Raw genomic sequence first — 22,738 nt, 5'->3', positions numbered from 1 at the left:
TACTTTTTTATGAGTTCTCTGCATATCATTGAACCGCAGAGCCTTAAGCAATTTGATTTATAATTAACATCGGGCTATTCAGTGAGTAATCCTAAATTTCAGGTTAAAATCATGCTTTAAATAGGAATTACAGTTCTTACATGAGGTATAATAAATGACACTTGATGACTCATCCTTACAGAAGTTTGGTTTCATAAAGAGAGAGACCCTCGGCAGCATAAACATCGACCCTCTTCAGACAGGAGGGCTTTTGACCGGGGCTGCTAAACAGGCACTTGTTGAATGGGGAGACGGTTATTCTGTCTGTGACTTCTGTGGTGGAGTTCTCGACCTCGTCAAAAAGCCTCCTATCCATGATTTCGTACACAAAGCCCTTCCGGAGTTTCTGGGCTGCGATGAAGCACGGGTTACAAACGGGGCAAGGGAATCCAAATTTGCTGTCATGCATTCCATGGGAAAACCCGGAGACTGGGTTGTACTTGACGGGCTTGCCCATTATTCTTCTTATGTTGCAGCCGAAAGAGCCGGACTGAATATCGAGGTAGTGCCCCATGCAGGCAGCCCGGAGTATCATCTTGACCCGGAAGGATACGGAAAGGCGATTGAAGAAGTTACGAAAGAAAACGGGAAGCCTCCGGTTCTGGCACTTGTTACTTACCCTGACGGAAGTTACGGTAACATCCCGGATGCTGCAAAGATTGCGTCGGTCTGCCATGAATATGATGTGCCTCTTCTTCTTAACGGGGCATATTCCGTAGGAAGAATGCCTGTATCTGCAAAGGAAATCGGAGCTGACTTTATTGTAGGCAGCGGGCATAAGTCCATGGCAGCTTCAGGTCCCGTTGGAGTGCTGGGCGTAAGTGAAGAATATGCTCCTGTCGTATTCAGGAAATCCGTACACAACAAGGTAAAGGAAATTGAACTTCTTGGCTGCACTGCCCGCGGAGCAACAGTTATGACTCTGATGGCTTCCTTCCCTGAGGTTGTAAAACGAACCCGTAACTGGGACCAGGAAGTTGAAAATGCCCGCTGGTTCTCTTCAAGGCTTGAAGGCATGGGCTTTATCCAGCGCGGGCAGAAACCGCATTCTCACGACCTTATGTTCTTTGAAGCTCCGGGTTTCTACGAGATTTCCCAGAAAGTCAAAAACGGCAGGTATTTCCTTTACAGGGAGCTAAAAGAACGCAATATTCACGGCATCAAGTCCGGGCTTACAAAATATTTCAAACTCAGCACCTTCGGGCTCGGAAAGGAAAAACTCGGTACTGTTGCAGATGCCTTTGAGGATATCCTGAAGAAATACGAAAATATTTAATGTCTTTTATGGAGGTTTTCCTTCCTCTTTCAGTAATTATGAAGGATTGCCTCCTTCTTTCAGTAAATTATTTTTTGATTCCCGGTTATTTCTCAGTTGAATTTTAAATTCCGGGGCTTCTATATTTTTTGGCTCAGGCTGCTTTTTACTGCATCACCGGTCATCTTACTTCTTCATTTCCACATTCTCAACATAACCTTCTCCGCGAGGGGTTGGGATATAGAATGTCTTGCCTTCTTCTTCCACTTTTTCGATATAAAGTGCATCTTCCAGCATATTAAGGTGGAAATTTGCCATGGAGTCGTTCAGGTTAAATTTTTCTTTTATTTCCTCAAAGGATTTTCTCTCACTTCCAAGCGAAATAAGGATCTCTCTTCTTGTGGTGTTCTGAAGAACCTTGAGTCCGAACTTATGGTCTTCCGTGGGGTTTCGCGTCAGCTTTCCTTCACGTTTCATCCTCTCGAGCCATTCTTTTTTTATTCTTTCACTTTCATCTGAATCCATTTTCGGTCACCTTTTCAAGAGCATTTTCTGGAACAAGTTTGTATTACGATATCTATCTCTCTATTTTTTAGACTACTACTATAAATAAATATCGTTATCTTTATATATCATTTACTCTTTCAGATGACCTCTTATTCAGCTCTTATGTAAAGGTTCTATTGCTTCGCAGAACTTTTTTAGTAACTATTCAGGTTATAGTTAACGGCGCTCCCTTGAGCGCCGCTATAATACCCTCCAAAACAAGTAATCCGTTCTTTCTAATTGTAGAGATGTAAGCTCTCATTCTGCAGAAAGCTTGCGCTCCTTGTGTTGTTCTGAAAGTTCCTGATATCTTTTGCTGTAGTTTCATCATCCTGATATCTCTTTCTGCCTGATTATTCTCAAACGGAACTTTCAAATCTTTCAGGAATCTCAGGATCTTTTCTTTGTGTTCTATAAACCTATCCAACAGATTCCTTGCTTTTGTCTTTGGATTCTTTCCACGTTTTCCTTGTTTTTCAGGATTTAGAGATTGTGGATTTTCCTCAATCCCTTTCATGATTATAGCATCAAACCTTTCTTCCAATGCTTTAATTTGCTCAAAGTCCAGTTCTTTGACTTGCTCCTTACATTCATCAGTATACTTTTTCATCTCAGTGAGTAATTTATTCATTTCTTTAGCCCACTGCTGTTTATAGTTCTCTTCAATTCCAGTAAGTTCTCTCTGTAAATGAGCATTACAGAGAGCATGATCACAGTCATAAACGTTGTAAGGTTTCCATCCGTCGTGAACTGCTACTCCCTTAAACTCCGGAAGAATTCCCATAGCGTCTATTGCTTCTGCTCCTCTTTTTGAGTGAGGTAAATAACAGGTGTATTTGTCATTAGAAGCTACATGAAGCCAGTGTCTTTTTCCTTCGATTTTCATACCAGTTTCATCAAAATGGACAACATAAGAAGTCATTAATTTCTCTCGAATAATGTTTTCAAAACACTCTAAATTCTGGAAACATTCTTTTTCTGCTCTAATTATCGTAGCAGGACAGATTTTTATTCCCATAATATCCTCAAAAAACTCAGAAATTCTTTCATAGGGGATAAAATGGTGATTTTTACAGTAAATAGCTGAAGCTAAAATATTTGGACCATACTGAACTGGATATTTTACTGATTCAGGAAAAACAGCTTTATTTATTCTTCCACAGTGAGGACAGGTCTTAATCTGGCTTTTGTGTTCTGTAACAATCAGGTTTACAGGAGGAATATCAAAGACCTGTCTTTTCTCATAGGCTTCAACTTCAACATTCTCAAGAGTATGGCCACATTCTTTGCAGCAACTCAAAGAATGTTCTATTACCTACTCAGGATCATCAACCATTTCAAGAGTTGTTCCAGGATGACCATCTTGACCTCCAGGTTTCTTTCCGCTCTTTTTACGGAGACTCTTGGGATTAGGTTTCTCCTTGACAAAAAAATCAGTAGAAAGGAGGGCGACTGCTGTTACGACTGTTTTGGTTTAAACGAGATTCTAAGGCTATCAACCTTTCAGTAAGTTCTTTAATTTGAGTTTCAAGACTCACAATGTAAGCAATGACTTCAGGGTTTGAAGCACACAAAGCAAGAATCTCTTCACGTGTAAGCATGATAACGAAACAAAATAGGATTCAATTTATATCCAATTTTTCCTCGAAAAGAGGAAAAATTGTAGCCTTTAAAAGGCTGCCTGAATAGTTACCTTTTTTATTTTATTGTCCAGAGTTTCAGCACTTAATTTATAAACAGGCAGGGGTTTTTTTCTTACATGAAACTTAACCCTGAACTCGAATCTATCGAAATGCTTGCGAAAATTATACTGACTGCAGCCCGTACAGCCCCGAAAGGCAAAGGAATTGATGACATCGTAACCTGCCTCTTTTCTCAGGAGGAAAAATCCGAACTTGCTGACCGGATGGAAGAGCTGAGCGGGATTAAAGACTTTAAGTTCCTCATCAGGGATGCAAAGAACGTAAGGGATGCCGATGCAATCGTCCTTATTGGCCTGAAAGCCTCGGGAGCAGCCGGTCTTGACTGCGGAGCCTGCGGGTTTGATACCTGTAAAGAGATGCTTGAACAGGAAAAGGTGCAGAAAGAGTTCTTCGGACCCCAGTGCATGATCAAGCACGTTGACCTCGGAATTGCTGTGGGCTCTGCTGCTGCAAAGGCAAAAGATCTCTGCATCGACAACCGCGTCCTTTATTCTGCAGGGGCTGCTGCCTGTTACTTTAAAATGATTGATGCGGATGTTGCAATGGGACTTCCTCTCAGTGTTAAAGGGAAAAACATCTTCTTTGACAGGGAATCAACGAGAAAATCCTGAATTAAAGTTAAAAACATAAATTGGGTTCTCACTATGTGCTAAAAAACCGTTTGAATAATAAATCCAACAATGAGTAAAAATAAGAAGAGAGTAAAAATAAGAAGAGAGCAAAAATAAGAAGAGAGCAAAAATAAAAAGAGAGCAAAAATCAAATTGCGGGCGGCCACCCCACCCTAAAGGATGGGGTATGCTTCGGGCCGCCCGCCCGGTTGTTTTGGTAGTTAGAAATCATCAAGTTTTCTTTGCTCGGATCTCATGAATCTATACAATTGAGACTCTTCACTCGGTTTTCCTTGCGATTCTTTAATGTAATGCTTAATTGTATCAGCAGTTACGTTTCCAACGGATCGATAGAACTTTCCATTTGACCATAGACTTCCACCCCAATACTGTTTTTTAAGATCAGGATGGAGCTTGAACAGTCTGTAAGAACTGCCTCCTTTCAAATATTGAATTACCTCTGACAGAGAATTACTTGGATGGAATTCCAGAAACAAGTGAACATGATTGTCTACTACTTCCATTGCATGTATTTTGTAGCCATTTTTAGTGCAAATGTTACTGAAAATTAACTCGCAATCTTTTTTAATTCGCTTATTGTAGAATATACTGTATCGATACTTAGGCACCAACACGATGTGGTAGGTAATCTGACCATAGCCATGGCTAAAACTGTGTAATTCCAACTGATATCACATCCTAGCCATAGATGGATGGCACCATCGGTGGCTATGGTGCCAAAAACAAGCTTATTTTACAAAAAAAGCAAGGATTAAGATATTTAAAGTGAAAAACGAAGAGGCGAGGGTTCACTTCATCCCCACCCTAAAGGATGGGGTATTCGTGACCCTCTGCGCTCCCTTAGTAATAAAAAGAGAGCAAAAATAAGAAGAGAGCAAAAATAAGAAGAGAGCAAAAATAAGGAATAAATAAAGCTAAAAAAGAAAAAGACGGATTTCAAGAAATTGGATTTTATCCGCCAGTTACTTTTTTACTATAATTTTTTTGAAAGCTGCTTACCTGAAATTCTTCAACTGCTCAAAATTGAGGGTTGCAAAGTAATCTTCGATGGTCTCTGCCCTGCGGATCTGCACAACGCTTCCGTCTTCTCTAAGCAGAAGTTCGGCAGAGCGGAGTTTTCCATTATAATTAAAGCCCATCGCATGTCCGTGTGCGCCTGCATCGTGGATTGCCAGGATGTCTCCTATTTCCACCTCGGGAAGCATCCTGTCGATTGCAAACTTGTCATTGTTTTCGCAGAGAGAGCCGGTCACATCATATTTATGGGCAGGTGCTTTCTTTTCTTTTCCAAATACCGTAATATGGTGGTAGGCACCGTACATCCCTGGACGCATCAGGTTTGCCATACAGGAGTCCAGGCCCACGTAGTCTTTGTATGTGCTTTTTAAGTGCCTGACCTGAGAGATAAGATATCCGTAGGGGCCCGTAATGACCCTGCCGCATTCGAGGTATATTTTTAGAGGAGCGAGCCCGTTAGCTGTGATTGTGGCATCATAAGCCTCTTTTACACCTTTTGCCACGGCTTCAAGGGAGACGGGCTCCTGCTCTGGCCTGTACGGGATGCCTATTCCTCCTCCGAGGTTTACGAACTCGAACTGAATTCCCAGTTCCTTTGAAATCTCAACTATAAGTTCGAAAAGGATCCTTGCGGTTTCCACAAAGTAATCAGAGTTAAGCTCGTTCGAGGCGACCATTGTGTGCATCCCAAAGCGCTTTACTCCTTTGTCCCTTAGGATCCTGTACCCTTCAAACATCTGTTCCCTTGTAAATCCGTATTTTGCCTCCTCGGGCTTTCCAATGATTGCATTTCCTTCTTTCAGGGGTCCGGGATTGTACCTGAAGCAAACGATCTCAGGAAGCCCCGCGGATTTTTCCAGATAAGGGATGTGGCTGATATCATCAAGGTTGATAAAGCCGCCAAGCTCCTTTGCCTTTATAAACTCTTCAGCCGGCGTGTCATTGGAACTGAACATGATGTCATCGCCTGTCATCCCCGCTTTTTCCGCAAGTATGAGTTCCGGCAGAGAACTGCAGTCTGCCCCGAAACCTTCCTCTTTGAGGATCTTAAGAATGAAGGGATTGGGAAGGGCTTTTACTGCAAAAAACTCCTTGAAACCCGGAATATCTTTAAAGGCGGATTTCATTCTTCTGGCGTTTTCCCTTATGGCTTTCTCATCGTAAATATGAAACGGGGTGGGATATTTTTCCATTATTTTAAGGATATCTTCTTTTGTGAAAGGGAGGTTCTTTGAAACCATTATCGTAACCTTTTGCCTGATTTTTGCTTAATCAATCTATGTCAATTCTGTATCAATTTGAACTTTTATTCCTTTATTAGTTTTTCCTCTATCCCGCAGATACGATTTATTATGGTTCCAAATGGGTACTCACAATCATATCTGATTTTTACTGATTTAATCTGTATCCAATTTCAATAACTGACCTGGTTCATGAATTATAAGTTTCATGAAGTTATGAGCAGAAGTAAAGTTCTACACACATCCTAATTGTGTTTTCTATCATGCAGGACTTATGCGGCTAGAGTATTTTTCTATAAGTCCTATTAATATAATTTATTAAATAATTATAATAAATATAATCAAAAAAAAATGTTTGAGTTTAATTGCATAAATCCTGCTAAATGAACTGAACTTTATTACATCAACTTTCTTATTGCTTCTTCTCGGGTTTTTAGCTGTACAGAAGCTTCCAGGTGCAGTTTTTAAACTCTGCCTCTAATAGTCCTGCTCATGACTCAAGTGATTAAGGCAATATTTCTTTAGAGCAATATTTCTTTAGAATAAGTTTTAATTCAGGTTTCAATAAATTAATTAATCAAATTTTGATTTTAATAAAAATGATATTTGAAAATATAATAAAAATTGGAGGGGCTGTTTCATTTTGAATGGGGATAAACTTAAAAGTTGGAATGATGGGCCAGTAAAACAAAGCATTATTAATTTTTTGGACTCCACTGTTGAAGAGGGTTTGGACTACGTTAAACCTGAGGATCGTATCGCAACTTTCGATAATGATGGGACTCTGTGGGCCGAGAAACCTGCACCCGTCCAACTTAATTTCCTGTTCTTAGCTTTTACTAAAAGAGTTCAAAATGAACCCTTTTTGGCTGATAAGCAGCCTTACAAAGCCATTCTAGAGAGAGACAAGATTTTTTTCCAAAATGTTATTGAACAAAAACCTGAAGCTATTATAGCCCTTGAAGATGTTTTAGCAAGGGAATGGGCAGGAAAAACTCCAGATGAATTTGAATCGGAAGTGAAGGAATTTTTTGCTACAGTAAAACCTGAGAAATTCGAATCTAATTTCACCGAACTAATTTACAAACCTATGCTAGAACTTTTTGACTTGTTAAAGGATTACAAATACCGTGTTTTCATATGCTCTGGAGGGGGTCGTGATTTCATGCGTGTAATCTGTGAGGAAGCATGGGGAATATTCAAAGAGAATGTAATAGGCTCAGCTGCTGAGTATGAATACAATAATGGTACTTTAAAGAGGGGTACTGTTCTTAGAGGAATTGCCCTAGGTCCTGGAAAAGTTGAGCATATCTTTGCTCGAACTGGACGATTACCAGTTTTTGCTGTTGGTAATGGTGACGTAGATATTGAAATGCTAGAATCTGCTAAATTCAGATTATTTATAAACCACGATGATGATAAACGGGAATACGCCTATGAAAATGGATCAGAGAAGATATTAGCAATTGCTAAAGAAAAAAATTTTACAATTGTAAGCATGAAAAATGACTGGAAGGAGATTTTTAAATGACTGACAAGCCAGAGTTAACTGCCATAGATGTGCTTCTCAATCCAGACGAAATCCTGATTAAAAAAGCTTTTGAAGTTAATGAGAGACTAAGATATGAATTTTCAAAAGGATTTAAACTGGATGAATCTCATGTCCCTCATATCACTATTTTACAACGCTACGTACGAACAACAGACTTGGAGAAAGTATTTGATGCAGTCAAAAATGTGATTTCCTCTGAAAATGTTGCATCATTACAATTAACTGCCGTAAAAATAGAATGCATAGCCTCAGAAGGTTCATTAGGTCTAGCTGCAATTGTTATTTCTCCGACAAAAGATCTCTTAAACTTCCAATCTAAATTAATAGATGCCCTTAACCCCTATATAGAAAAGAATGGCACATCCACGGCTTATTACGTGGCTCCTGAAGAAGATCCAAACATTAATGAAGCAACATTGGAGTACGTAGAGAATTATATCCCAGATCATAGTGGTAAAAACTTCGTTCCCCATGTAACTGTTGGTGTTAATACCATTGAATCACTTGAAAAAATTTCTAATGAGCCATTTACTCCCCTAAAATCTTCACCAGTAGGTATTGCAGTATACCATCTTGGTAATTATGGTACGGCACGTAAAGTTTTGAAAGAATGGAACTTATCTCAAATGAACCGAAAACATGGGTAAAAATAAGAAGCATTACTAGAATATAATCACCAATTAGGACTTACGCACTTGAGGTTAAAAATCACGATCAATATACATCACTATCAGGCATATTTTTTAGACAATTGAGGGCTTAACACCGTTAATCATTCGGTTCAACCATGTAAGTCCTAATTAATAAAGAGCTGGTTTTCATAAATCCGCGATCTGGCATTAGTAACCTACATTCGGCAGGTTAACGTAATTAGAGATATATATTTTCATATTTCTCTCCCATTAGACTCAATATCTTCCAGTGAATCTCCTCCATATTCAATATTTCTGACTTCATTTTTCCTTTTTTCTGAGAAATAAGTTCTGTAATTCCTTGGAACTTGAAAAATATCCATCTCATTGTAGGTCTTTTTGTTGGTTTCCCTTTTTGATCTGGCACCGTTTCATTTTCTGTTTCTAATTTAATTCTCAGTTTCCATTCTGCAATAGAATAAATCATTAAGCATAGAACCATTATCATGGTTAATGCTTCAATTCTTCCTTTCTTCTTGAGGTAGACTTTCGATATGCTAAATGTATCACTTTTCAAGAATCTGAATCCTTTTTCTACATTGTCCTGTCCTTTGTAATACTTCAGCATCTCTTCAGGAGAAAGACTGATATCATTACTTGCAAGAATGAAAAGTCCCATTTTCTCCATTTCTTTCAAAACAAAAGCATCATTAACCTTTATGATGCCATCAATCCTGAAATAAGTCTTTAATTCTTCATCTTTTGAAGGTCTGCCTTTTTTACCCGATTCACGTTTTTTAATGGATTTCACATCTACCTTTTCAAATGAAACAGAAGGAAAATCTTGAATCCATTTCTCTGCGGCTTTTAATGCATCCTCTTCGCAGAAGAAGTCCTCTACTTTCAGCTTTTTAAAAGACTTCTCTGCTTTTTCTACCTCTTTGTCAAGCTTCGTCCTGAAAGTTCCCTCTTTCTTCTCTTTCATCTTGTGAGAAAGCAACAAAACCCACTTTTGTTTGATTCCGCCATATTCCACAAAGGTTTGATAGAATGAGTACCTCTCATCACTTTTTAGCTTTTGCAGGTTCAGATTTGCAGCTAGCAGTTCCTTTGCCTCGGTAATTGTTGCAGGAACACGACTTATCCAGAAAGACGTCCCTATGTTCTGGATATTATTGTCTGTATAAAAGGAACTATCAGCGACATAGTAAACTTTGCTTTCAGGTCTTAAAACTGATTTGAGAGACGTTATTGCTTCCAGAATTGTGTTTTTGTCTGAAGCATTTCCTGAATGTGTATTCATGAAAAGAGGTATCCCATGTTGATTAACAATCAAGCTCAACACAAATTGTTTGAGATCCCATCGTCCGTTTTTAGGAATTCCAAAAGTAATATCAATAGACTCAGTTTCTTCGTCGTCATAATCACCAAAAACGCTGACACTTGTAGTGTCAGCGTGTAAACAGTGGACAGGAATAGGTAGACGAGCCATAATGTGAAGAGCAATTTCCGTAAACAGTTTTGTAGGGCCATATTTTACGATTCTGTCAAGAGTCTCTCCGATAGCATATTGATTCAGGTCTTCTTTTATTATACCGTCTCCAAAGAGCCTTTCAGTAGAAACGTTTTTGAAAAAATCAGGAAACAGGTACAGACGTTGCCCTATAAAACCAAGGCCATTGAGTACCATGGCAAGGATGCAGACTGAGTGAGGAACATTATGATTCCGTTCTTTAGGAAGTTTCTCATCGATCAGTTTGTCAACTTCAAGTTCTCGGAAAACTCCAGCCATAAGACCGAGGTGACCTAAGAACCTTGTACGTTTTAAGGAGGATTCGACTCTTCTACTGCTGTTTTTCTCTGCCATGGGATTACCAAGAGAGAGATATAAAATTAATGATATTAATTTATAGGTTTACCTGCCGAAAGCAGGTTAGTAACATTGCGTCGAAAAGCCTAAATCTTAAGATGCAGACAAAATATGGGGGTCTGGTTTTAACTTTGTGATATCTCCAGCATAGACATATCTTTAGTTTTTTGGTTCCTGCTTCCATGTAGACTATGGCATGAAGGATATTAGATACATGAAGAAACGGGATGGGGTATAATGCCTGAAATACCACTAAAGAAGAAAATCCAGCTTCTCTACTGGATCACACTTATAAGAGCAGGTCTCGCACTTACTCTGGGTTTTGCAGTTATATTTATTTTCCTGCCTGGAGAACAGGTACCAATACTGGTAAATTTTATGGGAATATTCTGGCTAGTTAACGGCATTATCATCCTGCGCTGGGGAATCCGCCGTGAAGAAAAAAGAATAATTCCTATCTTAGCTGGCATCGTCGGTATCCTTACAGGTTCTCTCGTATTGATCGGTTGGCCATTTCCCAGAGCATTGGGCATGTTTATACTGGGTTCTGTGATCCTGATGACCGGTCTTTTACGTGTGATGGGCGGCTTTACAATGGAAGAGAAAGAATCTCTTCAAAAGCCAAAGAGCAACATATCCTTAGGCTTCTTCGAGATAGTTCTTGGCTTGTTGCTGATGTATATACGTGCGAAGTATGATTTTAGATTGTATCTGGTGGCAGGACTGTGGGCCCTTTTTGGTGGTATTGCCCTTTTCAATGATGCCATGAAGCTTCGAAAGCAGCTTCGGGAGCAGGATATTCGACAACAGGAAATTGATAACATCGATGCCGGGTCTGACCTGATACCCGGAAACGAGTGATATACTCACTCCTTCGTGTAAACCATCCTGTTATCTTCAGGATTGGCGAAGTAGAAGACCAGATACGAGGATGGCATGGCAATCTTTTTGTCAATAAGGGCTTTATAGACGGCAGTATTGAGCCTGTCCTCAGAGATTCGCTTTTCCACATAGTCCTCTATCCAGCACCTGACCCTGAACTTTATCCCGGACTCTGTAAATTCGAAAAGTAGAGCCTGCACAGGTCTTTCCTGCATGACCCATTTCTCACTTTTCAGGGCATCCACGATAAGGCCTCTTACATACTCTGCGTCCGGTCCATAGGATACTATTACATCAGTCTCAATGCGAAACATCTTTTCTGGCGTTGAATAATTTATGACGAGTTCTGTACCGATAATGGAATTCGGGATTGCCACGAGCCGGTTGTCCATAGTCATGATGCGAGTTGATCGCCATCCTATCTCGATCACATCTCCCCATGTGTCAAGTTTCTCAATATGGATTCGGTCTCCTATCCTGAAAGGGCGGTCGATAAGAAGTACTATCCCAGTGATGATATTGCTAAGAGTGTTCTGGGCAGCCAGACCTACAATAATCCCTCCTATTCCCAGCGCAGCAAGCATTGCGGTCAACGCGGCTCCGGTAATCTCGAAATAATCGAGAAGTACAAGGAAAGCAAGAAAAGATACTGTAAACATAAGGATATTTCGTATGGAGTAGATTAAACGTTTGTCAATAGTTTCGCGATCTCTGAGGGGCACCCTGGAAAGGTACCAGTTTGAAACTATCGATATTATGCGGAAGCTGATATAAACCCCAGTGATCCAGTATACCAGAAAGAAAATGTCATCCGTGAATTCTGCATAAATTCCAAGATATTCCTCTAAAAGTCGGATCATCGCCTGTATGCCAAAAAGGATGATAATTATTAACAGGAAACTCTCAAACAGATGAAAGATTCTGTCATCTAGCTCTGTTCTGGTCTTTTTGATCCTGGGCCAGAACAGGCGCTTCATTATCAGCCTGCTTACAATTATTGCACTTATTATGAGTACAATAATTGCGACAATCCTTATGAGGATGTTGCCAATTGTTATCAGGGTATCTGTGGTTATCACCAGATGTTTCCTCTCTTCTTTTTAAATATCCTTCTGACTTCTTCAATAAGGCTCTTTATGGATATTCTCAGTAGTTTCAATTCCCTGAAGTGCCGTTAGTTCCTCCACACTTTCCTTTTCCGGAGCATCAGGAGGGAGCGTTGCTATTATCCGGGCGTACCAGTTGCTTACCGGGCCAGCAGTGATCCCGTGGGCAAAGACACTGATAATCACTGTTGTTATCACAGCCAAACCTATAGTTCCTGATACTCTTATTCCTTCAATCCTTTCGACTGTTATAAGCATAAGGACAATGGAGGCAAGACCCCTGGGACCAAACCAGCCCATGAAAAGGCCGGTCTTAATGTTTAAATGACTTCCAATAAGCGAGATAGTCACAGGGACCATTCGGACTACTGTAAGGCTGAGAACTGCATATGCAAATATCTTCAGGTCAACGAGGGGAAGATACTCTGCCGACATGACACCCAGGATAAATAAGACTGCAAGGTTCAGTACGTTCCCTTCGGCTCTAGGAAGAAGGATCACTTCCTCCTCAGTTACTTGCCTGTCCTCTATCCTGGTGGCAAGTCCTGCAATGAAGGCTGCAATGAATCCATTTCCTCCTACCCCATCTGCTACAAGCCAGGAGATCAGGGCCAATGCTACAAACTCAGTTCTATAGTAGACCTCTGACATCGACCCAGCCTTAAAGGCTCTGCTGAATAACCATCCTCCCACAAGGCCGATGATTATGCCGACAAATATCCCAAATCCTATCTGTTCAAGGGCAATAGCAAGAAATGTTCCCAGGGGTCTGTTCAGTTTTTCAACTGCTTCAAGAGCAACGACAAAAATGAATAATGGCATGACAGCCCCATCATTAAGTCCGCTCTCTATGATCAGGCCATTTCGGATAAGGGTCGGAACCTGGCGTTCTTCAACTACCTTCTGGGCAAGTGAGGCATCCGTAGGTGCAAGTATTATCCCGAGCAGTATTGCGTCTATAAAGGTAATATCTGCAAAAAGAAGAGCTGCAAACACTGTTCCAAGGCAGATCGTAAGTGAAAGCCCAAGAAAGAGCAACCTTACAGAAAGTCGCTCTTTCAGAAACAGCGAGTGTAGCCCTATAAGCGATGCATCGGAAAAAAAGGTGAGTACCAGTGCAACTTTGATTACTCCCAGAACGAGTCCACTTCTCGGGGAGAGAGATATCAAATTAAGTCCTATTGGACTGAGAAGTATTCCAGCTGCCAGAAATATCATCTGGATAGTAACAACTGTCCCTTCAATCTTCCTGGAAAACAGACCGAAAACAAACAATAGTGTTCCGAATATCAGGACAAACGTTGTAAGTTCGCTTGCCATTGGTCTCACCTGTTTCCTGTGGAAATCTACCAGATGTTACGTAGAATTACCGGAAGGCTGGTACACAACCCCCTTATATTTGCCCTTTATATCATGCAATTCCATGCATGTAAGTTCCGGCTAGCTTTTTCAGGTATGTAATATGTATTAAAGTTGCCAGCTGGCTCAAAGAGCCAGCGCACAAAGACCTTAATGTATCTCTAACCCCTCAGTTACTGCCGATCCCCTCCTGGAGCTTTTCCATCACCCTGTTTATGGTAAAGCTGGCTGCCTTCTGGCGCGGCGGGAATTCTACGAAAGTCGACAAAAAGTCGCCAACTATTTTTTGGGCCGGTATCAGAAGGAAAGCATGGTCAAGCATCCAGTCATAGTAGGTATTGGAGGTCATATCTGCGCGCTCATACGGGTCTGTTCGAAGATTGAATATCTTTGGAACACGCAGAGGTACAAAGGGCTCAATCCATACCTGCAGGGTCCCGACAGCACGCTGTTCCATGAACACCAGTTTCCAGTTGTCATACCGGGCTGCAACCAGATCCCCATCATCGGAGAAGTAAAAGAACTCAATGCGTGGGGATTTTTTCTCTTTGCCTGTCAGACAGGGTAAAAAGTTATAACCATCGAGATGCACCTTGAAGTTCTTTTCACCGACCTTGTATCCTTTCTTAAGTTTCTCCTTAATATCCGGCACCCCTGCCGCTGAGAGGAAAGTGGGCAGCCAGTCCATGTGGCTTATGATCTCGTTGGATACAACGCCTGCAGGTATCTTACCCGGCCAGCGCATGACTTCAGGAACGCGGAAAGCACCTTCCCAATTTGAATTCTTCTCGCAACGGAAGGGGGTCATGGCTGCATCGGGCCAGGAATTCATATGAGGTCCGTTGTCCGTGCTGTACAAAACGATGGTATCTTCGGCAATACCCAGCTCGTCAAGCAGATCAAGCATCATGCCAACCTGCCTGTCGTGCTCGATCATTGCATCGTGATACTCCGACTGCCAGCGCCCTGCCTGACCTCTGATCTCTTCAGGGACATGCACTCTAAAATGCATCCAGGTGGTGTTGAGCCATACAAAAAAAGGCTTACCAGCCTCTTTTTGGCGTTTAATGAAGTCAATGGCTGCCTCTATGAACTCAAGATCAACCTTCTCCATGCGTTTCCTGCTCAGCGGACCTGTGTCTTCTATCTTTTGTCTGCCCACGCGACCCCAGCGCGGGTCCTCGGTAGGATCATCTTCATCAGTAGCCCAGGAATGCATCACTCCCCTCGGACCAAATCGTTCCCTGAAAAGTGGGAAGTCCTCTCCGGGAGGATAGTCAGGTAGTTCAGGCTCCTCTTCTGCGTTCAGGTGGTAGAGGTTTCCAAAGAATTCATCAAAACCATGAACTGTAGGCAGGTACTCGTTCCGGTCTCCAAAGTGGTTCTTGCCGAACTGGCCTGTGGCATAACCCTGGGCTTTCAGAAGTTCAGCAATGGTAGGGTCTTCGTGCTGTAATCCTGTCTTTGCCCCGGGCAGACCTACTTTGCTCAGTCCTGTCCTGAAAGGGCTCTGGCCTGTAATAAACGCTGCACGTCCGGCTGTGCAGCTCTGTTCTCCATAGGAGTCTGTGAACCTCATGCCTTCGTTGGCTATGCGGTCTATGTTAGGTGTTCTGTACCCCATCAATCCATCACTGTAGCAGCTGAGATTGCTGATACCTATGTCATCTCCCCAGATGACCAGAATATTTGGTTTCTTTTCTCCCATTGTTTCTTCTCCTTTATTAATTGATTATCGACAACCAGAATTATCGCGTGCTAATGTATTTCCGGCCCCTCTTCCTTCAAGACTCTCCTTTACCGGATATCGGATTTTTCTTTAATGGTGCCATTTTTTTCCGCAGCATTTTTCGCATGTACAGTATCCACGTAAATTACATGCCCATTTCCTCTTTCTTTACCCTGGTATCCTTGCGTCCGTGGCAGCGTTTGAACTTGAGCCCGCTGCCACAGGGACAGGGTTCGTTGCGTCCTGTCCTTTGAAAAGCTTCATCAAGAGCCAGAATCCTCATCACCTCTGATGCCGGGTAACCCCTGCGCATCAATCCTGCCATTATCTGCATCGGATAATCGACATGCTGGAAGAAAGCTTTCCAGCCCTTACAGAGGTAATTCAGGCCGGATTCTCCTGAAGGAGTGGCCAGGAAGCGGTTTTTAGGACATTCTCCCCTGCAGGCAAAGAACACCTCGCATTCCCGGCATACCTGCGGTAGAGTATCACGTTTGTCCTGCCCGAACCTGTATTGCTTTTCCGATGCTGCAAGCTCTCCTATCTCTGTTTCCAGAATATTGCCCAGCAGATAGTCCGGCTCCACAAAATGGTCACATGAGTAAAGATCTCCATTATGCTCAAGAGCAAAAGCCCAATCCCGCATGTTTCTTCAAAAACGCACATCCCTGAGGGCAATCCCATCCATCTGCGTGCAGAAGCCTCAAAAGTCTGCACGAATATCCTACCTACATCATTTCTCACCCATTCGTCGAAAATGCAGCTCAGAAAACTCCCAAACTGCTCGGGCTTCACAGAACGGTCCGAGACCCTATCCCCTTTCTGGTAAAGGGTACGTCCTCCCCCATTGATCCTTTCAACAACCGGAATAAACTGAATCCAGTCTGTCCCTGCTTCGTCCCGCAGGAAGCGGTAGACTTCCAGCGGGTAATCGGCGTTGGTGCGGTTAACTGTTGTCAGGACGTTATATTCTACCCCGTGTTTTTGCAGCAGGCGAAGCCCCTTCATAACCCTATCGAAGCTTCCCTCCCCTTTTTTGTCCACACGGTAGGCGTCGTGCAGTTCGCGAGGGCCGTCGATACTGATCCCGATTAGAAAATTGTTTTCCTTAAAGAACCGGCACCATTCGTCGTCCAGCAGCGTGCCATTTGTCTGCATTGTGTTTTCGAACTTCATGCCTGGTTTTCTGTGTTTTTCTTGCAGCTCAATTGCACGCCGGTAAAAGTCGACGCCCATAAGCGTGGGTTCACCTCCCTGCCAGGCAACGGTCACCTGCGGACTGCTGTGGGCTGCGATGAGCTGCCGGATATAGTTCTCCAGTATTTCATCTGACATGCGGAACCTGCTGCCAGGATAGAGCAGTTCCTTGTCAAGAAAAAAACAGTATTTGCAGGCCAGGTTGCAGATAGCTCCTGTTGGCTTGGCCAGCACGTGAATACGGCTAGGAAGATGATTTTGCGGTGTCATTCAGTACTTTCTCCCTGAGTAAGGATAGCCTGTCCGATGGGTGGGAAAAAAGTCTCATGCATCGCTTTCACTCTCTATTCAGTATCCACTTTCTATTCTTCTTCAATTACAGAGGGTCTGCCCTGTCTGTCACATCAGAGTTCTTTAAATGTCTCAGCTCGGAGAAAGCAGAATAAGAATAGAAGGTTTTCAGGTTGCCATCAGTTACTTACTGATGAAACCTGTTGCTGTTTCTATAGCCATGCCTGAGAATGGAACACAGAACAATAACTGAGCGTATTCCAGAAAGCTCCGTTTCATGCCCATGTAACTGTCAGGCTTTTTAAAGGCATTAAAGCTACTAACAAATTACATCAGGTAGTGCCGACCCCCCGTAGCCTTGCCCTTCCGATGCAAGATTTGAGCTTCTACAAGCTTTTTACCTTTCACAGTATTATCCATAAAAGAAATATAAATCTTATGAAACTAAAGGTAGAAACAAAGTTTTATTCGTGCATTAAATATTATTTAAATCTTTAAAAGTGCTTTTTTCTGGGGGTATTCAAGCCCATACAGCCTATTTTTATGATAAATATCCTTAAAACAGGTTTTTTCTTTATTTTAATATAAAATAACCCTCTTGATGAAAAAAGACACCATAATTTTGATTCTTCCTCTCAATCCCTGAGTTTTTTGAAAACTCCTTTAAGCCTTGAGTACGGGTAGGTATTCACAATATCTTCTTTTTCAAGCCAGCCCCTTCTCGCCTGCCCGAGACCGTAGCGCATGGAAGTGAGGTCAGATACAGAATGGCTGTCCGTTGAAATGCAGAATTTCAGCTCATAGTCCTTTGCCCTGAAGATAAGCTCGTCATTAAGGTCAAGCCTTGAAGGCTGGCAGTTAATTTCCATTACTTTTCCATTTTCTGCTGCAGCTTCAAAGACTTTCCCGAAATTGACCGCATAAGCCTCTCTTTTTCCGAGAAGCCTGCCCGAAGGATGGGCAAGTATGTCGAGGTGTTTGTTTTCGAGAGCAGTGATAATTCTTCCTGTCATTTCTCTTTCCGATGCTGCAAAACCTGAATGTACAGCTCCTACCACAACGTCAAGCTCTTTAAGGATCTCATCAGGGTAGTCAAGGCTTCCGTCTTTAAGGATCTCAACTTCCGAGCCCCTTAGAACCTTTATCCTGAAGCGCTTTGACAGACTTTTGATCTCTTTCCACTGCTCTTTCAAAGTTTCAATATCCATTCCGTTTGCAATCCTCTGAGAGCGCGAATGGTCTGTGACTGCAATATATTCGTATCCCATAGCTTCGGCGTTTTCTATCATAGTTTCAAGGCTCTCTGTCCCTTCGCTGTAATCCGTATGCATGTGCAGGTCTCCCCGTATGTCTCCTGCATCCACAAGCTCTGGTAGTTCATTCTTTGCTGCAGCCTTAAGTTCTCCCCTGTTTTCCCGGAGTTCAGGTGCGATATACTCAAGCCCGAGTTTCCTGTAAATTTCCTCTTCACTTTTGCCTGCAATCCGTTCTCCCGAATTTTTGGAATACAGACCGTATTCTGAAAGCTTATAACCTTCTCTGAGAGCAATATTTCTGAGTCCGATATTGTGTTCCTTTGAGCCCGTGAAATATTGTAAAGCTGCCCCGTAGCTTTCAGGCGGAACTACCCTGAGGTCTATCGCAAATCCCTCTTTAAGGATCACACTGCTTCTGGTTCTGCCTTTTGAAACAACCTGTCCTGCTTCGGGGAGAGAAACAAATGCATCCATAATTTTCCCTGCATCTGCTTCTTCTGCTTCTGCAAGGATGTCAATGTCCCCAATAGTTTCTTTCAGCCTTCGCAGGGAACCTGTATAGATGATCCTGGAGAGGTCTAACCCGGGAGTTCCGTTCTTCAGTTCTTCTTTCAAGCCGGATATGATTTCTTCGGCAAGCGGGAGTGCCTTTCCAAGCGGGATTCTTGAATGGCTTTTTTCGTAGTTTTCAATTGCCCTGGCGATATTTTCTTCACTTTTTACCCCGAAGCCTGAAAGCCTCCTGATCCTGTGAGATTTAACCGCATTTTTCAGGTCTAACATGGTTTTTATCTCAAGCTTATCTGCAAGCTTTTTCATCTTTTTTGCTCCAAGCCCCCTGATTTCCATCAGTTCGGCAGTGCCTGAAGGAGCTTTACCTTTCAAACCCTCAAATTTTTCTACCTTCCCTGTTTTCAGGTATTCGGCTATATGGTCGGCAATGGATTCACCTACGCCGGGAATCTCTGTAAGCCCCTTTTTTCCTTTTTTCTCGTAGACTTTTTCAATATCTTCGCCAAAATTCTCTATGTTCTGAGCTGCCCGCCTGTAAGCTCGCGGTTTCCACTCTATCTGCTGGAACTCCATTATATCAGCAGTTTCATACAGCAGTTCTGCAACCTCACGGTTTCTCAAAGGCTCCCCCTCACTCTGTTATTTTTCCTGATATTTTCAAAATATTTTACTTACACTCTTCCACTTTTCTTTTACTTTTTAAGTTCCGTCCTTCAGATCCCTTACTTCCTTAACTGTCATGGCATCATATGGAGTTTTGTCGTGCCTTATTCGTAAGAACCGGGGGAAACGCAGTTCAAGTCCTGTTTCCTCTTCTCCTTCTCCTGCCGTATGTCCGGGGCTGTTTGTGATCTCCGAGCCAAGGACTTCGATAACTACTGCAGGTTCTATAAAGATATCAGGAAGCATACCTTTTTTAATAGAAACGTCCTTTGGAATTTCGCTTACTATATGGTCTGAAAGCAACCTGTTGATCTCTTCTGCATCCGCTTCTGTAAAACCAGTTCCCACTTTTGTCAACGTTTCAAACCGCTGTCCCTCTTTATTCAGGACTGCACAGAGAAGAGCTCCAAATGACCCTTTTCTCCTCCCTCTTCCGTAATAACTCCCCACAACCACAAGGTCAAAGGTCTCTCTCATCCCCTCTGAATACTCCTGTTTCCATTTGAACCAGAACCAGCTCCTTTTCCCGGCTTCGTAATAAGAGTTGCTGCTCATGGACTTGACCACTATTCCTTCAAGCCCCTTTTCTATGGTTTCGTTAAAAAAATCCTCAATTTCCTCAACGCTTTCCGTAACGATTCTTTTTGACAGACGAATTATTCCTGACTCAACAACGTTCATCTCAAGCAAAGCCCTTCTTTCAGGATAGGGCCTCTTTAGAAGGGGCTCTCCGTTAAGGTAAAGGATATCAAAAAAGAATACTGCTACCGGGCATTTCTTCCTGTAATTTTCAATCTCGTACTTTCTTCGCCTCTGCATGAGGTTCTGAAACGGGTAAAATTCTTCTATCCGGTTACCGTTTCTTTCCAGTTCTGCGTATGCAACTATTTCTCCATCAAGCACTATTTCATTTGCAGGGACGGTTTTTCTGACATCTTCGATAATTTCAGGGTACTGGGAAGTTATGTCCTCAAGCCTGCGGGAAAAAGCTTTAATCCCCTCACCGGTTTTATGTACCTGCACCCTCTCTCCATCATATTTCTCTTCAGCAGCTTTTTTTCCCTTAACCCTTTTTTCAAGCTCTTCAAAACTTTCGACTCGCTGGGAGAGCATGGATTTTACCGGCCTACCCGGTTTTATGGAGATAAACCCTGTAGCCCTTGCTCCGTTTTCTGCAAGGATTTTTGCTAGCTCCCCGATATCCGTACAGACGCTGTAGCTTTCTTTTATTTTTGCGGCATGTTTTTTGTCCCCTGTAAATGCGATTGAGAAAGCTTCGAGCAAGAACTGGTCTCCGAACCCCAATCTTAGCCTTCCGAGCACAAGTCGCACTATATATTTACCTTCTTCAGGTGTGGCTTTTTGTAAGATGTCCGAAAAAAGGGCTGTTTTTTCTTCCTGACTGCCTTTTCCTGAGGTTTCTCTTATCTGCAGAAGCCTTTGAAAAACATCCTCAATGGTCAGGGAAGATTCTCTTTTTTTGCTGAGTTCAAAAGCCACATCTCCAAGGTCTCCTGTTCTTGCATACCTTTTACTGACATCTTCTCTGGTAACTCCGTAAGCTCCTGCAATGGCCCTTATGGCAAGCATGTCCTTGATCCCCAGGGTTGTGTTTTCAAAGGCAGGCCCGGTGCTTCCAAGAAAAAGATACGCACTGTCCTTCACCTCATCTCCTTTGAGATTCTTAAAAAATTCAGAAATCCTTCTTACGATTTCCCTGTGGGACGTGGTCTTCTCAAGCTCCTCAAAAAGCTCTGCAAGCTCTTTAAACCTCACCATTGCCCCTCTCCGAAAAAGCTGGTTGAAATTTCTACAATAACTATTCCCTGCCCCGGTCTTTATCGCTTTGCACCCTCAAATTTCCAAAAAAGAGATTTCATTCCTGCAGAGGGCAAGCCGGCTCTCCCGGGTGTTTTTATCACTGTCACCGAAAACTTTAATATCTAAAAGATGCATGAGAAGAGTACATAGCAGTTCCTTAGACTGTATGCGACTGTGGTTTAGTGGCTATGACCTGAGCTTCCCAAGCTTAGAACCCGGGTTCGAATCCCGGCAGTCGCATGAGCTTTTTTAAATTACAAAAAACGGATATTTTTAGGGTGTTTTTATTTTGTTTTTACTTTAAGCAGCATCTTACTTATTTTGCCGCTGTTTTTCTTTTGAGCTTAGCTTAAGTCACAATTTCAGGCGCAATTTTTATTTCTGAAGCTTAAGCTTCAGAAAAATCAAGCGTAAATTTTTTCCTGTAAACCATACCCATAAATATTGCTACAAGATCTCCTTCTTCATCAGTAATGTTTACGGTATATGTGGCAATTTTAGGATTTATTGAAGTTTCTTTTGCTTCGGCTATGAGAGTCCCTTTTGTTGCGGCTTTTACAAAAGATATATTTGAGTTTATCCCGACTGCAGCAATTCCGTATGCATTCGAGGCTGCTGCAAAAGCAAGGTCTGCAAGAGTAAACAATGCGCCTCCCTGCACTGCCCTTAATGCATTAAGATGTTTTTCTTCTATCTCCATTCTGGCTTTTGCATAGCCTGGGGAGGCTTCCAGCAGTTGTATGCCTGAATGCATGGCGAATTTATCCTTCTTAAAAAAATTTATGAGATTCTCCATAATAATAGCTCCGGTAAGTGCCAGTAAAGTATTGTCAGCAAAATCACTTTTCATTTGCCATATTTTTAATTAAAGTTATGCCTTTGAATGTGCCTGGAAGTTATTATAACATTTCTCTCTGGAAAAACTATCTTTTTATGTTATTTTTCTTCAAGTACTTATGATATTCATTTTAAAACTGATTTTAGTCCTGAAGGAGCACTTTATTGTCCTGTTCCAGAAGACCGATCTTTTATCCTGATGAGTGGTTTTATTTCTCCTTATACGCGGAGATGAATGTGAAAAACTTCCTTCATGAAGATCAATGTATTCATATTTTCCTGAAATAGGAACCAGAAAACTCAATATTCGAAGTTACAGGGCACGATCTGTCAGAAGTACCGGATGGAATGTTTAATATGGTAAGAGAATGGGCTGAAAACTGCTTAAAATAAGTTATTTAGATTTCCTGTATCTCTATTTTTAAAAATTATGGCCTGGAATATTTCTTTTTTGAAGTTTTTGCGCAGAAGCTGTATAAATATCATAAAAAATATACTTTTGTGGTCAATACCATTTTCTGAGCATTTATTGACTCTGAAACTCTAAATTACCCCTTCTATAGTTAAATAAAGATTAATTATTTATAAATTCCCCTT

Annotated in this window: 18 protein-coding genes, 1 tRNA gene and 1 pseudogene; 7 read left to right on the top strand and 13 right to left on the bottom strand. The window is 41.9% G+C overall.

The features are described 5' to 3' along the window. Positions 1 to 154 precede the first annotated feature (154 nt). A complete protein-coding gene (gene pscS, locus MSMAS_RS14910) occupies positions 155 to 1,315 on the top strand; it encodes an O-phospho-L-seryl-tRNA:Cys-tRNA synthase (protein ID WP_048037348.1) in 1,161 nt (386 codons plus the stop codon). 165 nt (positions 1,316 to 1,480) lie between these two features. Here pscS and MSMAS_RS14905 read toward each other — a convergent pair whose 3' ends face one another. Both MSMAS_RS14905 and MSMAS_RS14900 read right to left on the bottom strand, forming a co-directional pair. Then, on the bottom strand, positions 1,481 to 1,819 hold the full coding sequence (locus tag MSMAS_RS14905; RefSeq protein WP_011033817.1) for a winged helix-turn-helix domain-containing protein: 339 nt from the start codon (positions 1,817 to 1,819) through the stop codon (positions 1,481 to 1,483). A gap of 187 nt (positions 1,820 to 2,006) precedes the next feature. Next, positions 2,007 to 3,441: pseudogene (locus tag MSMAS_RS14900) on the bottom strand (IS66-like element ISMma13 family transposase). Positions 3,442 to 3,599: 158 nt separating this feature from the next. Here MSMAS_RS14900 and MSMAS_RS14895 point away from each other — a divergent pair. Then, the gene (locus tag MSMAS_RS14895; protein ID WP_011033818.1) at positions 3,600 to 4,154 is read left to right on the top strand and encodes a ferredoxin domain-containing protein; all 555 of its coding nucleotides are present in this window, start codon (positions 3,600 to 3,602) and stop codon (positions 4,152 to 4,154) included. 221 nt (positions 4,155 to 4,375) lie between these two features. On the opposite strand, the gene tnpA is transcribed toward MSMAS_RS14895, so the two are convergent. Further along, a complete protein-coding gene (gene tnpA / locus MSMAS_RS14890) occupies positions 4,376 to 4,840 on the bottom strand; it encodes an IS200/IS605-like element ISMma21 family transposase (RefSeq protein ID WP_011032309.1) in 465 nt (154 codons plus the stop codon). A gap of 330 nt (positions 4,841 to 5,170) precedes the next feature. After that, a complete protein-coding gene (lysA, locus tag MSMAS_RS14885) occupies positions 5,171 to 6,433 on the bottom strand; it encodes a diaminopimelate decarboxylase (RefSeq protein WP_011033819.1) in 1,263 nt (420 codons plus the stop codon). A 643-nt stretch (positions 6,434 to 7,076) separates the two neighbouring features. On the opposite strand from lysA, the gene MSMAS_RS14880 reads away from it, so the two are divergent. Next, positions 7,077 to 7,964 carry an HAD family hydrolase gene (locus tag MSMAS_RS14880; RefSeq protein ID WP_011033820.1) on the top strand — a complete coding sequence of 296 codons (888 nt, stop codon included), beginning with the start codon at positions 7,077 to 7,079 and terminating at the stop codon, positions 7,962 to 7,964. Next, positions 7,961 to 8,632, top strand: coding sequence for a hypothetical protein (locus MSMAS_RS14875; RefSeq protein ID WP_011033821.1), 672 nt, complete (start codon positions 7,961 to 7,963; stop codon positions 8,630 to 8,632). Before MSMAS_RS14880 ends, MSMAS_RS14875 begins: the two co-directional genes overlap by 4 nt. A 223-nt stretch (positions 8,633 to 8,855) precedes the next feature. Here the strand turns inward: MSMAS_RS14875 and MSMAS_RS14870 are convergent, their stop codons facing one another. Beyond that, positions 8,856 to 10,484 carry an IS1634-like element ISMma4 family transposase gene (locus tag MSMAS_RS14870; protein ID WP_011032876.1) on the bottom strand — a complete coding sequence of 543 codons (1,629 nt, stop codon included), beginning with the start codon at positions 10,482 to 10,484 and terminating at the stop codon, positions 8,856 to 8,858. Between the two features lie 240 nt (positions 10,485 to 10,724). Here MSMAS_RS14870 and MSMAS_RS14865 point away from each other — a divergent pair, with 240 nt between their 5' ends. Then, on the top strand, positions 10,725 to 11,348 hold the full coding sequence (locus tag MSMAS_RS14865; RefSeq protein ID WP_011033822.1) for an HdeD family acid-resistance protein: 624 nt from the start codon (positions 10,725 to 10,727) through the stop codon (positions 11,346 to 11,348). A gap of 5 nt (positions 11,349 to 11,353) precedes the next feature. Here the strand turns inward: MSMAS_RS14865 and MSMAS_RS14860 are convergent, their stop codons facing one another. From MSMAS_RS14860 to MSMAS_RS14845, 5 genes are all read right to left on the bottom strand, one after another. After that, a complete protein-coding gene (locus tag MSMAS_RS14860) occupies positions 11,354 to 12,448 on the bottom strand; it encodes a mechanosensitive ion channel family protein (RefSeq protein WP_048045889.1) in 1,095 nt (364 codons plus the stop codon). 42 nt (positions 12,449 to 12,490) lie between these two features. Then, entirely contained in the window at positions 12,491 to 13,795 is a 1,305-nt protein-coding gene (locus MSMAS_RS14855; RefSeq protein WP_048040799.1) for a cation:proton antiporter, read from the bottom strand. Positions 13,796 to 14,003: 208 nt separating this feature from the next. After that, positions 14,004 to 15,542, bottom strand: coding sequence for an arylsulfatase (locus tag MSMAS_RS14850; protein ID WP_011033825.1), 1,539 nt, complete (start codon positions 15,540 to 15,542; stop codon positions 14,004 to 14,006). 166 nt (positions 15,543 to 15,708) lie between these two features. Continuing rightward, positions 15,709 to 16,149 carry an SEC-C metal-binding domain-containing protein gene (locus MSMAS_RS19610; RefSeq protein WP_230633290.1) on the bottom strand — a complete coding sequence of 147 codons (441 nt, stop codon included), beginning with the start codon at positions 16,147 to 16,149 and terminating at the stop codon, positions 15,709 to 15,711. Beyond that, positions 16,104 to 17,030, bottom strand: coding sequence for an anaerobic sulfatase maturase (locus MSMAS_RS14845; protein WP_230633288.1), 927 nt, complete (start codon positions 17,028 to 17,030; stop codon positions 16,104 to 16,106). The genes MSMAS_RS19610 and MSMAS_RS14845 overlap by 46 nt, the downstream gene beginning before the upstream one ends. A 148-nt stretch (positions 17,031 to 17,178) precedes the next feature. On the opposite strand from MSMAS_RS14845, the gene MSMAS_RS19830 reads away from it, so the two are divergent. After that, positions 17,179 to 17,304, top strand: coding sequence for a hypothetical protein (locus tag MSMAS_RS19830; RefSeq protein WP_268988861.1), 126 nt, complete (start codon positions 17,179 to 17,181; stop codon positions 17,302 to 17,304). Between the two features lie 382 nt (positions 17,305 to 17,686). On the opposite strand, the gene polX is transcribed toward MSMAS_RS19830, so the two are convergent. Together polX and MSMAS_RS14835 are read right to left on the bottom strand one after the other, a co-directional pair. Further along, complete coding sequence (gene polX, locus MSMAS_RS14840; RefSeq protein WP_048046750.1) at positions 17,687 to 19,441, bottom strand: DNA polymerase/3'-5' exonuclease PolX; 1,755 nt, start codon at positions 19,439 to 19,441, stop codon at positions 17,687 to 17,689. 78 nt (positions 19,442 to 19,519) lie between these two features. Continuing rightward, positions 19,520 to 21,262, bottom strand: coding sequence for an ATP-dependent DNA ligase (locus tag MSMAS_RS14835; protein WP_196296930.1), 1,743 nt, complete (start codon positions 21,260 to 21,262; stop codon positions 19,520 to 19,522). Between the two features lie 210 nt (positions 21,263 to 21,472). On the opposite strand from MSMAS_RS14835, the gene MSMAS_RS14830 reads away from it, so the two are divergent. Next, positions 21,473 to 21,544: transfer RNA gene (locus MSMAS_RS14830), tRNA-Gly, on the top strand. A 148-nt stretch (positions 21,545 to 21,692) separates the two neighbouring features. Here the strand turns inward: MSMAS_RS14830 and MSMAS_RS14825 are convergent. Then, positions 21,693 to 22,154, bottom strand: a complete 462-nt coding sequence (locus MSMAS_RS14825) for a PaaI family thioesterase (RefSeq protein WP_011033829.1) — start codon at positions 22,152 to 22,154, stop codon at positions 21,693 to 21,695. Positions 22,155 to 22,738 lie beyond the last annotated feature (584 nt).

Origin of the sequence: Methanosarcina mazei S-6 (genome assembly GCF_000970205.1) — an archaeon.
Classification (GTDB): Archaea; Halobacteriota; Methanosarcinia; order Methanosarcinales; family Methanosarcinaceae; genus Methanosarcina; species Methanosarcina mazei.
The sequence above is the reverse complement of the archived record's forward strand: the minus strand, read 5'-3'. Positions and strand labels throughout refer to the sequence as shown.

What these genes read in the sequence shown, in the direction of transcription:
- pscS (WP_048037348.1), top strand. Translation starts at nt 155, where the DNA reads ATGACACTTGATGACTCATCCTTACAGAAGTTTGGTTTCATAAAGAGA.
- MSMAS_RS14905 (WP_011033817.1), bottom strand. Translation starts at nt 1,819, where the DNA reads ATGGATTCAGATGAAAGTGAAAGAATAAAAAAAGAATGGCTCGAGAGG.
- MSMAS_RS14895 (WP_011033818.1), top strand. Translation starts at nt 3,600, where the DNA reads ATGAAACTTAACCCTGAACTCGAATCTATCGAAATGCTTGCGAAAATT.
- lysA (WP_011033819.1), bottom strand. Translation starts at nt 6,433, where the DNA reads ATGGTTTCAAAGAACCTCCCTTTCACAAAAGAAGATATCCTTAAAATA.
- MSMAS_RS14875 (WP_011033821.1), top strand. Translation starts at nt 7,961, where the DNA reads ATGACTGACAAGCCAGAGTTAACTGCCATAGATGTGCTTCTCAATCCA.
- MSMAS_RS14870 (WP_011032876.1), bottom strand. Translation starts at nt 10,484, where the DNA reads ATGGCAGAGAAAAACAGCAGTAGAAGAGTCGAATCCTCCTTAAAACGT.
- MSMAS_RS14865 (WP_011033822.1), top strand. Translation starts at nt 10,725, where the DNA reads ATGCCTGAAATACCACTAAAGAAGAAAATCCAGCTTCTCTACTGGATC.
- MSMAS_RS14855 (WP_048040799.1), bottom strand. Translation starts at nt 13,795, where the DNA reads ATGGCAAGCGAACTTACAACGTTTGTCCTGATATTCGGAACACTATTG.
- MSMAS_RS14850 (WP_011033825.1), bottom strand. Translation starts at nt 15,542, where the DNA reads ATGGGAGAAAAGAAACCAAATATTCTGGTCATCTGGGGAGATGACATA.
- MSMAS_RS14845 (WP_230633288.1), bottom strand. Translation starts at nt 17,030, where the DNA reads ATGACACCGCAAAATCATCTTCCTAGCCGTATTCACGTGCTGGCCAAG.
- MSMAS_RS19830 (WP_268988861.1), top strand. Translation starts at nt 17,179, where the DNA reads ATGTCTCAGCTCGGAGAAAGCAGAATAAGAATAGAAGGTTTTCAGGTT.
- MSMAS_RS14835 (WP_196296930.1), bottom strand. Translation starts at nt 21,262, where the DNA reads ATGGTGAGGTTTAAAGAGCTTGCAGAGCTTTTTGAGGAGCTTGAGAAG.
- MSMAS_RS14825 (WP_011033829.1), bottom strand. Translation starts at nt 22,154, where the DNA reads ATGAAAAGTGATTTTGCTGACAATACTTTACTGGCACTTACCGGAGCT.